This is a genomic window from Burkholderia sp. Ac-20379, assembly GCF_017104645.1.
Taxonomy (GTDB): domain Bacteria; phylum Pseudomonadota; class Gammaproteobacteria; order Burkholderiales; family Burkholderiaceae; genus Burkholderia.
In genome coordinates, this window is sequence record NZ_JAAGPF010000004.1 from 56,800 (window position 1) to 69,012 (window position 12,213).

The 12,213-nt window shown below is 70.1% G+C and carries 11 protein-coding genes and 1 pseudogene; 10 read left to right on the plus strand and 2 right to left on the minus strand.

Annotated elements, in window-relative coordinates:
• Window positions 1-5 precede the first annotated feature (5 nt).
• Genes G3N92_RS01180 through G3N92_RS01195 form a run of 4 tightly spaced genes read left to right on the plus strand, consistent with a single transcriptional unit; the run spans window position 6 to window position 5,155 of the window.
• Entirely contained in the window at window positions 6-1,400 is a 1,395-nt protein-coding gene (locus G3N92_RS01180) for a GntR family transcriptional regulator (RefSeq protein ID WP_206125613.1), read from the plus strand.
• 24 nt (window positions 1,401-1,424) lie between these two features.
• On the plus strand, window positions 1,425-2,405 hold the full coding sequence (locus G3N92_RS01185; protein WP_206125623.1) for an ABC transporter permease: 981 nt from the start codon (window positions 1,425-1,427) through the stop codon (window positions 2,403-2,405).
• A 48-nt stretch (window positions 2,406-2,453) separates the two neighbouring features.
• Entirely contained in the window at window positions 2,454-3,452 is a 999-nt protein-coding gene (locus G3N92_RS01190; RefSeq protein ID WP_206125614.1) for an ABC transporter permease, read from the plus strand.
• The gene (locus tag G3N92_RS01195) at window positions 3,449-5,155 is read left to right on the plus strand and encodes an ABC transporter ATP-binding protein (RefSeq protein WP_206125615.1); all 1,707 of its coding nucleotides are present in this window, start codon (window positions 3,449-3,451) and stop codon (window positions 5,153-5,155) included. Before G3N92_RS01190 ends, G3N92_RS01195 begins: the two co-directional genes overlap by 4 nt.
• Before the next feature lie 51 nt (window positions 5,156-5,206).
• Here G3N92_RS01195 and G3N92_RS01200 read toward each other — a convergent pair whose 3' ends face one another.
• Window positions 5,207-6,157: an aliphatic sulfonate ABC transporter substrate-binding protein gene (locus G3N92_RS01200; RefSeq protein ID WP_206125616.1), complete on the minus strand. Its 951-nt coding sequence runs from the start codon at window positions 6,155-6,157 to the stop codon at window positions 5,207-5,209.
• Window positions 6,158-6,370: 213 nt separating this feature from the next.
• Here G3N92_RS01200 and G3N92_RS01205 point away from each other — a divergent pair, with 213 nt between their 5' ends.
• Window positions 6,371-6,631 (plus strand): hypothetical protein, encoded by a 261-nt coding sequence (locus tag G3N92_RS01205; RefSeq protein WP_206125617.1) that lies wholly within the window; start codon window positions 6,371-6,373, stop codon window positions 6,629-6,631.
• A gap of 104 nt (window positions 6,632-6,735) precedes the next feature.
• Here G3N92_RS01205 and G3N92_RS01210 read toward each other — a convergent pair whose 3' ends face one another.
• The gene (locus G3N92_RS01210) at window positions 6,736-7,533 is read right to left on the minus strand and encodes a MetQ/NlpA family ABC transporter substrate-binding protein (RefSeq protein WP_339385875.1); all 798 of its coding nucleotides are present in this window, start codon (window positions 7,531-7,533) and stop codon (window positions 6,736-6,738) included.
• Between G3N92_RS01210 and G3N92_RS34845 the strand changes: the two genes are divergently transcribed.
• The 5 genes and pseudogenes from G3N92_RS34845 to G3N92_RS01230 form a co-directional block, all read left to right on the plus strand.
• Complete coding sequence (locus G3N92_RS34845; protein ID WP_241014486.1) at window positions 7,499-7,864, plus strand: hypothetical protein; 366 nt, start codon at window positions 7,499-7,501, stop codon at window positions 7,862-7,864. The two genes, G3N92_RS01210 and G3N92_RS34845, sit on opposite strands and share 35 nt — an antisense overlap.
• Window positions 7,865-8,068: 204 nt before the next feature.
• Window positions 8,069-9,466 carry a lysine 2,3-aminomutase gene (locus G3N92_RS01215; protein ID WP_206125619.1) on the plus strand — a complete coding sequence of 466 codons (1,398 nt, stop codon included), beginning with the start codon at window positions 8,069-8,071 and terminating at the stop codon, window positions 9,464-9,466.
• On the plus strand, window positions 9,463-10,359 hold the full coding sequence (locus G3N92_RS01220; RefSeq protein ID WP_206125620.1) for an N-acyl homoserine lactonase family protein: 897 nt from the start codon (window positions 9,463-9,465) through the stop codon (window positions 10,357-10,359). Before G3N92_RS01215 ends, G3N92_RS01220 begins: the two co-directional genes overlap by 4 nt.
• A 16-nt stretch (window positions 10,360-10,375) precedes the next feature.
• Window positions 10,376-11,518 (plus strand): FAD/NAD(P)-binding protein, encoded by a 1,143-nt coding sequence (locus tag G3N92_RS01225; protein WP_206125621.1) that lies wholly within the window; start codon window positions 10,376-10,378, stop codon window positions 11,516-11,518.
• A pseudogene (locus G3N92_RS01230) lies at window positions 11,467-12,213 on the plus strand (hypothetical protein); the annotation flags it as partial. The gene G3N92_RS01225 and the pseudogene G3N92_RS01230, both read left to right, overlap by 52 nt.

The following is a 12,213-nucleotide window of genomic DNA, read 5'->3' on the forward strand; positions in this document are numbered from 1 at the left end:
GGGCCATGACACCGACCTTGCTGAGGATTCCGACACGCCCGGACTACGTCGAGGCTGTCTATGCGTCGCTGGCCGACGCGATCTGCGACGGCACGCTCGCGCCGGGCATGCGCATCACGCAGGAGGAGATCGCCGAGCGGCTCGCGGTGTCGCGCTCGCCGGTGCTGCAGGCGCTGCGGCTGCTGAAGAAGGACCGGCTGGTGCAGGACGCGCCGGGACGCGGCGTGCTGGTGGCGCCGCTCGATGCGCCGTGGCTCGCGCATCTGTTCGAGATTCGCGGCACGCTCGACGCGCTGGCCGCGCAATTGGCGGCACGGCGGCGCGTGACGCTCGATGCACGCTTGCTGGCCGACGGGCGGCGCGTGTCGGCGCAGGGCGCGGTGCGCACGATGATCGACGCGGACGTGGCGTTTCACTTCGCCGTGTATGCGGCGTCGGGCAATCCGCTGATCGGCGAGACGGCGCGCGTGCATTGGGTGCATCTGCGCCGCGCGATGGGCGCGATGCTGCAGGTGTCGGGGCAGCGCGCGACGATCTGGGACGAGCACGCGGCGATCGCCGACGCCATCGCGGCCGGCGATGCGGCGCGCGCGGCGCGGCTGTCGGAGCAGCACACGCAGCGCGCGCACGCGCATCTCGATGCGGAGTTGCGCGCGGCGCTCGAGGCGGGCGCGGCGGCCGTGCATCTGTTCGTGCGCCGCACGGCGATCGCCGCGCTGCCCGTGTCGCGGGCGCGCGCCTATCCGGGCGCCTACGACAACTACCCGAGCCTGCCCGACGCGCTGCGCTGGCAGCTCGCGCGCCGTTTCCGCCAGGCCGGCTCGACGCCGCCGCCCGACGCGGTGGAGCGCGCGACGCGCCACGACGCGTTCCATCTGCATCTGGGCGGCGAGTGGACGGCCGCCCGCATCGAGCACGGCGAGCTGATCGCCGAGGCGGCCGGCGAGCGCTTCGCGTTCGACTTCGCGATCGCGGGCACCGGCTATGCGATCGATCTGCACGCACGGCCCGAGCTGGCCGATTTCGCCGACGAGGTGCTGCTCTGGCGCGACCGCCATCAGCCCGACGCGGCCGACCGTGACGACGCGCTCGGCGCGCATCCGTACCTGGGCCGCGCGCTCGAATATCTCGAACGCACGCCGGGCGCGGCGCCGTACCTGCGTCATATCCACGTGCACAACCCGGCCGGTTTCGTCAGCTTCGGCGTGCCGGTGGGGGACGTGCCGTGCATGAAGCGCGACATTCCCGCCGTGATCGCGCGCATCAGCGAGGATCTGTTCGCCGCCGATCTCGACGCCCATGCCGCGCGCATGGCGGGCGAGGTGCCGGCCGATTTCCCCGAGTCCGCCTATGCGCACCGGGTCTGGCAACGCGCGGCCGCCCCGGCCGACGCCGCGTGACGCCCGGAGCCCGCCATGACGCAACTGACGCATAACGGACGATGGATCGCGGTGCTGCGGCGCACCGCGTGGCAGGCGCTGCCGACGGCGATCGGCATCGTGATCTTCAACTTCTTCCTGCTCAAGCTGCTCCCCGGCGACGCGGCCGACGTGCTGGCCGGCGAGGCCGGTTCGGCCACCGCCGAAACCATGACGATGCTGCGCGCCAAGTTCGGCCTCGATCAGCCGATCCTGCATCAGCTCGCCAGCTATCTGTCGCATCTCGCGCATTTCAGCCTCGGCTATTCGCCGCGCTACGACATGCCCGTCATGCAGCTGATCCTCGCGCGGCTGCCGAACACGCTGCTGCTGATGGGCACCGCGCTCGCGCTGGCCGTGATCGTCGGCATCGTGCTCGGCGCGGTGATGGCGCACTGGTCGGGCAAGTGGCCCGATCGCGTGCTGTCGGTGCTGGCGCTGCTGTTCTATTCCACGCCCGGCTTCTGGATCGGCCTGCTCGCGATCGTGCTGTTCTCGGTGCGGCTCGGCTGGCTGCCGAGCGGCGGCAACGTGACGATCGGCGCGTCGCTGCACGGCATCGCGTGGCTGATCGATGTGGGCAAGCACGTGCTGCTGCCGGCCGTGACGCTGGCGGCGTTCTTCGTCGCCATCTACGCGCGGCTGGTGCGCGCGGCGATGCTCGAGGTGCAGCGCCAGGATTTCGTTCGGACTGCGTATGCCAAGGGCCTGCATCCGGCCCGCGTGACGATCCGCCATGTGCTGCGCAACGCGCTGATGCCGCTCACGACGATGGTCGGCATGCACGTGGGCACGCTGCTCGGCGGCGCGGCCGTGACCGAGACGGTGTTCAGTTGGCCGGGCCTCGGCCGGCTCGCGCTCGACGCCGTGCTGGCGCGCGATTTCGACGTGCTGCTCGGCGTGTTGCTGTTGTCGTCGCTGGTGGTGATCGCGGCCAACGTGCTGGTCGATTTGTTGCAGGCGTGGCTCGATCCGCGGATCGCTTGACGTTCCGCCGTTCGCTGCGCCGTTTTTCCCTTTCGATGGAGCGTTTCCATGAGCACTGAATCGTCGAACGCGGTGCGAGCCGCCGCGCAATCGGCCGCCACCGCTTCTCCGTGGCGCAACCAGCTGGCCGGCGCGCTGTTCGGCAAGCTCGCGGCGGGTGCCCCCGGCGCGGCGGGCCAGGCCGCCAGCCCGAGCCCCGGCCTGCGCACCTGGCGCGCGCTGCTGCGCAACCCGTCGGCCGTGGCCGGCTTGCTGCTGCTGGCCGCGATCGTGCTGCTGGCGCTGTTCGCCTCGAAACTGTTCCCGGGCGATCCGCTCGACATGGTGGCCGCGCCGTTCGAATGGCCGGGCACCGATCCGCAATACTGGCTCGGCACCGATTCGCTGGGCCGCGACGTGGCGGCCGGGCTGGTGCACGGCGCGCGCGTGTCGCTGCTGATCGGCGCGTCGTCGGCCGGCATCGGGCTCGTGATCGGCACGCTGGTGGGCGCGATCGGCGGTTATTTCGGGGGCCTGATCGACGATCTGCTGGTGCGCGTCACCGAGCTGTTCCAGACGGTGCCGTCGTTCCTGCTGGTGATCGTGATCGTGGCGATCGGCCGGCCCGACGTGACGGTGATCGCGCTGGCGATCGGCATCGCCTCGTGGCCCACGGTGGCGCGCATCGTGCGCGCCGAGTTCCGCCGCCTGCGCCACGCCGATTTCGTGCTGGCCGCGCGCAGCCAGGGCTTCGGCAACGGCCGCATCATCTTCGGCGAGATCCTGCCGAACGCGCTGCCGCCGGTGATCGTGACGGCTTCCGTGATGGTGGCCAGCGCGATCCTGATCGAATCGTCGCTGTCGTTCCTCGGCATGGGCGATCCGAACGTGATCAGTTGGGGCGCGATGATCGGCTTCGGCCGCGATTCGCTGCGCACCGCCTGGTATCTGACGGCGATCCCCGGCGGCGCGATCGTGGTGGCCGTGCTGGCGCTGAACCTGCTCGGCGATGGCCTGAACGACGCACTGAACCCGCGCCTCGCGCACCGCTCGGAGCGCCGCGCATGACGAACCTGCTCGAAGTGCGCGACCTGCGCGTGAATTTCGGCGCGCACGAAGCGGTGCGCGGCATCGATTTCGAAATCCAGGCGGGCGAGACGCTCGCGCTGGTGGGCGAATCGGGATGCGGGAAATCGGCCACCGCGCTGTCGCTGATGCGGTTGCTGCCCGACACGGCGCGCGTGAGCGGCAGCGTGCGGTTCGACGGCCGCGAGCTGCTGACGCTGACGCCGCGCGAAACGCGCGACCTGCGCGGGCGCGACATCTCGATGATCTTCCAGGAGCCGATGACGTCGCTGAACCCGGTGCTGTCGATCGGCGAGCAGATCGTCGAGACGCTGCGCCGGCACGAGCCGCTGTCGCGCGCCGCGGCCCGCGTGCGCGCGATCGAGCTGCTCGATCTCGTGCAGATTCCCGAGCCGGCCCGGCGCTTCGGCGATTACCCGCACGAGCTGTCGGGCGGCCAGCGCCAGCGCGTGATGATCGCGATGGCGGTGGCGTGCCGGCCGCGCCTGCTGATCGCCGACGAGCCCACCACGGCGCTCGACGTGACGATCCAGGCGCGCATTCTGGCGCTGCTCGATTCACTGCGGCGCGAGCTGCGCATGGCGCTGCTGCTGATCACGCACGACCTGGGCGTGGTGGCCGATCATGCCGATCGCGTCGCGGTCATGCTGGCCGGCCGCAAGGTCGAGGCGCAGCCCACCGCCGCGCTGTTCGCCGCGCCGCGTCACACCTATACACAGGGGCTGCTCAACGCGTCGCTGAATCTGGCCGGCGAGCGCCATTACCGCGAGACGTCGCTGCCCGAGATCCGCCACGGCGTGAACCCGGACGGTTCGACCTCGTTCATCGTGGTGCCGGGCGTGGCGCGGGCGGCACAGCCCGCCGCCGAGGCGGTGCCGGTGCTGCCGGTGGCGGCGCCGCCGCTGCTGGAGATTCGCGATCTGCACGTGGAGTATGCGCAGCGCGGCGCGCACGGCACGCTGAAGGCCGTGGACGGCGTGTCGCTGACGATCGGCCGCGGCGAGACGGTCGGGCTGGTGGGCGAATCGGGCTGCGGGAAATCGACGCTGTCGCGCGCCGTGATGCGGCTCGCGCCGGTGGCCGCGGGCGAGATCCGGCTCGACGGCGTGGATCTCGTGCCGCTCGGCGAGCGCGCGTTGCGGCCGCTGCGCCCGCGCGTGCAGATGGTGTTTCAGGATCCCTACGCATCGCTGAACCCGCGCCGCACGGTCGGCCAGATTCTCGGCCGCGTGCTGGCCGCCAACGGCGTGCGCGGCGCGCGCGAACGGCAGGCGCGCAGCGCGGCCGCGCTCGACAAGGTGGGGCTGCCCGCCGCCGCGCTGCATCGCTTTCCGCACGAATTCTCGGGCGGGCAGCGTCAGCGGATCGGCATCGCGCGCGCGCTGGTGCTGGAGCCGGCGCTGCTGATCTGCGACGAGCCGGTGTCGGCGCTCGACGTGTCGATCCAGGCGCAGATCCTCAACCTGCTGGTGGAATTGAAGGGTTCGCTCGGGCTGTCGCTGCTGTTCATCTCGCACGATCTGTCGGTGGTGCGCTATCTGGCCGACAGCGTGCACGTGATGCAGCGCGGCAGGATCGTCGAGCACGGCGACCACCGCAGCATCTGGCGCGCGCCGCAGCATCCGTATACGCGCACGCTGCTCGACGCGGTGCCGGGGCGCGAGGCCGTGGCGCAGGCCGCTTGAGCCCCGGGCGGCCCCGGCTTGGCGCCGGGGCCGCCGCCCGAAACATTCCCGTTAGTTTGCCGGCGTCGAAAACGCATCGGCATACGAACGATCGAGCACCTTGCTCGTATCGAAGTGCGCCGGGATCACGCCTTGGCGCGTCAGGAAATCGGCCGTTTCCTGCGTGTCGCGCGCGGCGCGCGCGTCGACCGGGCCGATCGTCTGGTGCGCGGTGGAGAGCCAGCGCGTGGCCACGTCCACGTCGAGATTCGCGCGCTTGGCCCACAGCGCCGCGTATTCCTTCGGATGCGCATCGACCCAGCGGCGCGCGATCACCGCGCGGCGCAGAAAATCGGCGATCGCGGCGTGCTTGGCGGTGGCCGCGCTGTCGGTGGCGGCCACGTAGCTCAGCGCCGGCATCAGGCCTTCGGCCGTGGCGATCGGGCGCGCGTGCTGTTTCAGCGCCAGCGTGCTGACGAACGGCTCCCACAGCGAGACGGCATCCACCGCGCCGCTCGCGAGCGCATCGGTCGCGTCGACCGGCATCAGATAGGAATACTGCACGGCGTCGGCCGGCACGCCGGCTTGCTGCAACGCGCGCAGCACCAGTTGCTGGCTCCACGCGCCGCGCCAGACCGCCACCTTCCTGCCCTTGAGATCGGCCACCTGCTTGACGGGCGAGTTGGCCGGCACCAGCAGCGCCACGCCGGCGAGATTCTGGCGCGACACCGCCACGATGCGCACGGGCGCGCCGCGCGCGGCCAGCGTCAGCAGGCCGGAATCGCCGAGAAAGCCGAGGTCGAGCGCCTGGCCGTTGAGGCTTTCGGCGATCGGCGCGGCGGCCTGGAAGTGCTTCCATTGCACGCGATAGGGCGCGTCCTTCAGGGCGCCCGACGCGTCCATCGACGCCTCGATGTTGTAGTAATTCTGCTCGCCGACCGCGAGCGTGACGGGTTCCTGCGCGAACGCCTGTTGCGCGGCAAGGGCCAGCAGCAGGCCGGCGAGGGGCTTCCAATGCGACATCGATGACTCCGGAAATGAGGGGGTGCGGCGCAGCGAGACTATCCGGATTCGGGCGCGGCCGTGATGCCGTTTTCTGCTTTGTTTAGCAGCGCCGCGGCAATGGCGCGGCGCGCATATCCATAGGCGAAAAGATTGGTTCCGGCCGGGCCGGGCGGGCCGTATCGTGAGCCTGTCCAACATGCTGATCGCTCCGCTTCGCGCGGGCTTACGACCATGACGCTACCCTCGCTGCTGATTCGACTGACCACGTCCCTGACGGCCCGCCTGTCCTCGCCGCACTCGTCCGGCCGGGCGCTGCGCATTCTCGATGCACTGGCTTCCGCGTCGGTGGGTTTCCCGCCGCTCACGCCGGCCGAGATCGAATGGATCCGCTTCACGCATTCGCCGGCCGAGCCGGCCGCGGTGCGGCGGCCGGACGAGGGCAATGCGAACGCGGCGGCGGTGCGGTTCGGAATGGCGGGCGGGTCGCGCTGAGGCGACGCTCGGGGCCGCATGCGGCCCGTCTTTTCTTCCGTGTTCCGCATTGAAAAAGGCGCGTTGGTGCGCGCCTGTCTCCCCCTCCAGCTGCTCATCCCCCCTCAAAACGCCGGAATGATCGCTCCGCGATAGTGCGTCAGGATGAACTGCTTCACTTCCGGCGACTGATACGCCGCCACCAGTTGCTTGACCCACGGCTGGTTCGCATCCTTCTCGCGCACCGCGATCAAGCACGCATACACGGTCGAACCGTCCTCCACGAGGATCGTGTCGCGCCCCGGTTGCAGGCCCGCCTTGATCGCGTAATCGGCGTTCACGGTGGTGGCGTCGAAATCGTCTAGCGTGCGCGGCAGTTGCGCCGCGTCGATCTCGGTGAAGCGGAACTGCTTCGGATTCTCGACGATGTCGCGCGGCGTGGCGTTGATGCCCGACACCGGATCGATGCCCGAACGCAGCTTGATCGCGCCGGCCTTCTGCAACAGCAGCAGCGTGCGGCTCTCGTTGGCCGGATCGTTCGGAATGCCGATGGTGGCGTGCTCGGGCAGCGCGGCGAACGTGCGGTATTTCTTCGAATACAGGCCGATCGGCCCGATCCAGGTGCGGCCCAAGCCCACCAGGTGGTAGCCGCGCGCGCGGATCTGCGCGTTCAGGAAAGGGCGGTGCTGGTAGCTGTTGGCGTCGAGGTCGCCCGAATCGAGCGCGGCGTCGGGCGCGATGTAATCGCTGAACGCCACCGTCTTGATATGCAGGCCGTAATCGCGTTCGGCCACGCGCTTCGCGGCCTCGAAAATCTCCTCGTGCGGGCCGCTCGTCACGCCCACCCGCAGCACCCGCTCGTCGGCATGCGCGGGCCGCGCGGCCAGCGTGCCGAGCACGCCGATCGAGCAGAGCGCGAACACGGCCGCGAGGCGGCGCAACGCACGGCGCCTGGGCGACGGCAGCGGCCGGCGCGAGGAACGAATCGGCGGCAAAGCGGGCGGCAAAACGGGCGGCGAAGATGACGGCGAAGATGACGGCGAAGCGGGCGGCAAGACAGGCATGACGGCGAATCCCAAGTATGACGAATCGATGCGTGCGCGCACGGCGGCGCTCACGCGACCGGGCGATTCTAGAGATCGCGCCGCACGCGGTGAAACAACGGTTGCGCATAAGCTTATCGCCGCGAAACCGTCGTTCCGCATCGTTGCAAATCAGGCGATCGCGCCAATGCTTTGCGCCCCGCAAACATAGGTTTCGCGCAATCACAGAAATCCGTCCGCGCCGATGGTCAACGGCGTATCCCCTCTTTACATTGGCGACTCGATTGAATCGCCGACGTCAGTCAAACCAACAATTCCTTCGTTCGGCGAATCGATTCCCGGTTGGGGTAGTCCGATTGCGCTTCACATTCATTTCCGTCACGAGAGAACGGAAATCATCCAGGAGGGTTGGGAAATGCCGAATGACGCCGGAATCAAATTCAAGCCGTATACGCGACAGACGATCCGCCAGGCGCCGGAGTGGGAGAAGCTCAAGCCCGACCAGCGCGAGGCGATCGACGTGGTGGGCCGGGTGCTGCCGTTTCGCGTGAATCCCTATGTATTGAGCGAACTGATCGACTGGGATCGCGTGCCCGACGATCCGATCTACCGCCTCACGTTCCCGCACCAGGAGATGCTTCACGAGCACGAATACGCGCAACTGCGCGACCTGATCGCGGACGGCGGCAAGCCCGACGAAACCGAGCGCCTGATCCATTCGATCCGGCTGCGCATGAACCCGCATCCGGCCGGCCAACTGACGCACAACGTGCCGCACCTGGACGGCGTGCCGCTGCCCGGCATGCAGCACAAATACCGCGAGACGGTGCTGTTCTTTCCGAGCGCGGGCCAGTCGTGCCACGCGTATTGCACGTTCTGCTTCCGCTGGCCGCAGTTCGTGGGCATGGACGAATTCAAGTTCGATGCGCGCGAAACCACCCAGCTCGTCGACTACCTGAAGCGCCATCGCGACGTGACCGACGTGCTGATCACGGGCGGCGATCCGCTCGTCATGAACGCGCGCTCGCTGGCCGAATACCTGACGCCGCTGCTGTCGCCCGAGCTGGCGCATATCCAGAACATCCGGATCGGCACGAAATCGGTGGCGTACTGGCCGCAGCGCTTCGTGAGCGACAAGGATGCCGACGACCTGCTGCGCGTGTTCGAATCGGTGGTGGCCTCGGGCCGCAACCTGGCGATCATGGGGCACTACAACCACCCGAACGAACTGGAGCCGGCGATCGCGCAGCAGGCGGTGCGGCGCATCATCGGCACCGGCGCGACGGTGCGCCTGCAGGCGCCGCTGATCCGCCACATCAACACCGATCCGGACGCCTGGGCGCGGCTCTGGACGCTCGGCGTCAAGCTCGGCGCGGTGCCGTACTACATGTTCGTCGAGCGCGACACCGGGCCGAGCGACTATTTCAAGCTGCCGCTGGCCGATGCCTACGACATCTTCCAGCGCGCCTACCGGCAGGTGTCGGGGCTGGCGCGCACGGTGCGCGGGCCGTCGATGAGCGCGTTCCCGGGCAAGGTGACGGTGGACGGCATCGTCGAGATCGGCGGCGAGAAGGTGTTCGCGCTGCAATTCCTGCAGGCGCGCAACCCGGAGTGGGTGCGCCGCCCGTTCTACGCGAAGTTCGATCCGGAAGCGACCTGGCTCGACGATCTGGTGCCGGCGTTCGGCGCGCCGCGCTTCTTCTTCGAGGAAACGGCCCCGGCCGCGCCCGCCGCGCCGCGCCGCGTGATTCCGCTCCATGCGCACGACGATCGCAGCGCCGATCTGGCCGACGCGCTGGAGGCCGCGCAATGACGCACGCCGCTCATTTCACGCAGGCCGCCGGCGAAGACGCCGTCGAGCCGTACGAGGTCTACGCGCTGCGCTATGCGACGCACGAGGGCCGCCGCAGCGCCGAGAATTATCTCGGCCACGATCCGCACGGCAATCGCGGCATGCCGCTCGATTTCTATGTCTGGGTGATCCGCAACAGCCAGCGCACGGTGCTGGTGGATACCGGCTTCAAGCGCGAGCTGGCCGGCCGCCGCCGCCGCACCTATTTCGGCGAGCCGGCCGAACTGCTGGGCAAGCTCGGCATCAAGGCGGCCGAGATCGAGGATGTGGTGATCACGCACATGCATTACGACCACGCCGGCAATCTCGATGCCTACCCGCGTGCGCGCTTTCATGTGCAGGAGAGCGAACTGGCGTTCTGCACGGGGCGCTGCATGGCGCACGGCGCGCTGCGCGGGCCGTTCGAGCCGGCCGACGTGGCGCAGGCGGTGTTCCGGCTGTTCGAGGGGCGCATCGCGTTCGTCGACGGCGACGCGCAACTGCATCCCGGCATCACGCTGCACCAGCTCGGCGGCCACACGCCGGGGCTGCAGGTGGTGCGCGTGGCCACCGCGCGCGGCCACGTGGTGCTGGCCAGCGACGCCGCGCACTACTGGGACAACCTGCGCGAGCGCCGGCCGTTCCCGATCGTGATCGACGTGGGCCGCATGCTCGACGCGCACGCCGCGATCGAGCGGCTCGCCGACGGGCCGAACCACATCGTGCCGGGCCACGACCCGCTGGTGCGCACGACGTTCCGCACGCTGCCGGGCGAGCCCGACGTGGTGGTGCTGCACGAGCCGCCGCTGGCCGCGCGCGAGCCGGCGCGCGATGCATCCGAGGCCGCCGCCGCCGCCGCGCTGGCCGCCCACTGACGAGGAGAACTGAACGATGACGACCACTCACGTCGCCGTGATCGGGCTGGGCCCGCGCGGCCTCAGCGTACTCGAACGGATTCTGGAACACGCGCGCCGGCTGCCGGCCGGCGCGCGCCTGCATGTCGACGCGATCGACCCCGGCGAATGCGGGGAAGGCTCGCACCCGGCGCGCCAGCCCGATCATCTGCTGATCAACACGATCGCCTCGCAGGTGACGATCTTCGCGCCCGACAGCGTGGCGGGCGGCGCGAACGGCCCCACGCTGGTGGAATGGGCGATCGCGAGCGGCTACCGCCGCTTCGGGCAGCGCTTCTTCCGCGTGGGCGACGCCTCGGGCGAGGCGATCACCGAATTCGACTATCTGCCGCGCAGCCTGCTCGGCGAATATCTGTCGTGGGGCGTGGATCAGATCGCGCGGCAGTTGCCGGCTGCGATCACATTCGCGCATCACCGCACCCGCGCGCAGGACGTCGAACCGCACGGCGAGGGCTTTCGCGTGCGGCTCGAGAACGGCTACACGGCGCGCGCCGATTACGTGTTCCTGACCACCGGCCACGGCCGGCGGCTGCCGAACGAGGCCGATCGCGCGGCCGACGCGTTCGTGGCGAGCCAGGTGCGGCACAACCCGGCGCTGGCCTATTTCGCGACGCCGTATCCGGTGACCGGCCTGTCGCGGATCGCCGCGCAGGCCACGGTGGCGATCCAGGGCTTCGGGCTGACCGCGCACGACGTGATCTCCGAGCTGACGGTGGGGCGCGGCGGGCGCTTCGTGGCCGAGGCGCACGACCTGCGTTACGAACCGTCCGGCCGCGAGCCGAAGCTGCTGGTGTTCTCGCGCCAGTGCCTGCCGTTCGCGGCGCGCGGCGTGAACCAGAAGGGGCTGACCGGGCGGCACGCGGCGCGCTTCTTCACGCCGGCGGCGGTGCGCGCGCTGGCCGATGCGGCGGCCGTGTCGCGCGGCGACCGGCGCGTCGATTTCCAGGCCGAGGTGCTGCCGCTGATCGTCAAGGAGATGGCCTGGGCGTACCGGTCGCCGCGACGGCGGCCGGCGGCGCGCAGGCGGCCGCTGCCCAAGCGGCCGATGCCGCCGATGCGGCCCGCTTCGTGCCGAGCGCCGCCGAACTGGCCGCGATCGAGGCGATCCTCTGGCCGCTGAAGGGCCGCCGCTTCGCCTCGGAGGCCGAATTCCGCGCGTTCTTCGACGCGCAGTTCGACGACGATCTGGCGCAGGCCTTCCTCGGCAACCTGTCGAGCCCGCTCAAGGCCGCCACCGACGCGCTGCGCGACACGCGCGAGGCGTTGCGCGAGGCGATCGAATACGGCGCGGCCACGCCCGAATCGCATCGCTACTTCGTCGAGGAATTCAACGCGATCACGAACCGCATCGCGTTCGGGCCGCCGAAGCAGCGCAACGTCGAATTCCAGGCGCTGCGCCGGGCCGGCGTGCTGACGCTGGGCGGCGGGCCGGGCGCGCGCGTGACGGGCGATCCGGACGCGGCCCGGTTCCGCATCGACACGGCCTATCCCGAGGGCGACACGCATCGCTTCGCCGACGTGCTGGTGGCCGCGCGGCTCGACGCATGGTCGCCGCTGACCGACGCCTCGCCGCTGACCGCCGCGCTGCTCGCGCGCGGCCTGATCCGGCCGTTCCGCAACGGCGACTACCACCCGGGCGGGCTCGACATCGACCGCCAGCTGCGCCCGATCGGGCGCGACGGCACGGCGCAGCCGCGCCTCTGGGCGATCGGCTACCCGGTGGAGGGCGCGCATTTCTACACGCATGCGCTGCCGAGGCCGCGCATCGCGTCGCGCCAGACGGCCGACGCCGAGCGCGCCGTGCTGCAACTGAGT

What these genes read in the sequence shown, in the direction of transcription:
- G3N92_RS01200 (WP_206125616.1), bottom strand. Translation starts at nt 6,157, where the DNA reads ATGTCGCATTGGAAGCCCCTCGCCGGCCTGCTGCTGGCCCTTGCCGCG.
- G3N92_RS01205 (WP_206125617.1), top strand. Translation starts at nt 6,371, where the DNA reads ATGACGCTACCCTCGCTGCTGATTCGACTGACCACGTCCCTGACGGCC.
- G3N92_RS01180 (WP_206125613.1), top strand. Translation starts at nt 6, where the DNA reads ATGACACCGACCTTGCTGAGGATTCCGACACGCCCGGACTACGTCGAG.
- G3N92_RS01220 (WP_206125620.1), top strand. Translation starts at nt 9,463, where the DNA reads ATGACGCACGCCGCTCATTTCACGCAGGCCGCCGGCGAAGACGCCGTC.
- G3N92_RS01195 (WP_206125615.1), top strand. Translation starts at nt 3,449, where the DNA reads ATGACGAACCTGCTCGAAGTGCGCGACCTGCGCGTGAATTTCGGCGCG.
- G3N92_RS01190 (WP_206125614.1), top strand. Translation starts at nt 2,454, where the DNA reads ATGAGCACTGAATCGTCGAACGCGGTGCGAGCCGCCGCGCAATCGGCC.
- G3N92_RS01215 (WP_206125619.1), top strand. Translation starts at nt 8,069, where the DNA reads ATGCCGAATGACGCCGGAATCAAATTCAAGCCGTATACGCGACAGACG.
- G3N92_RS01225 (WP_206125621.1), top strand. Translation starts at nt 10,376, where the DNA reads ATGACGACCACTCACGTCGCCGTGATCGGGCTGGGCCCGCGCGGCCTC.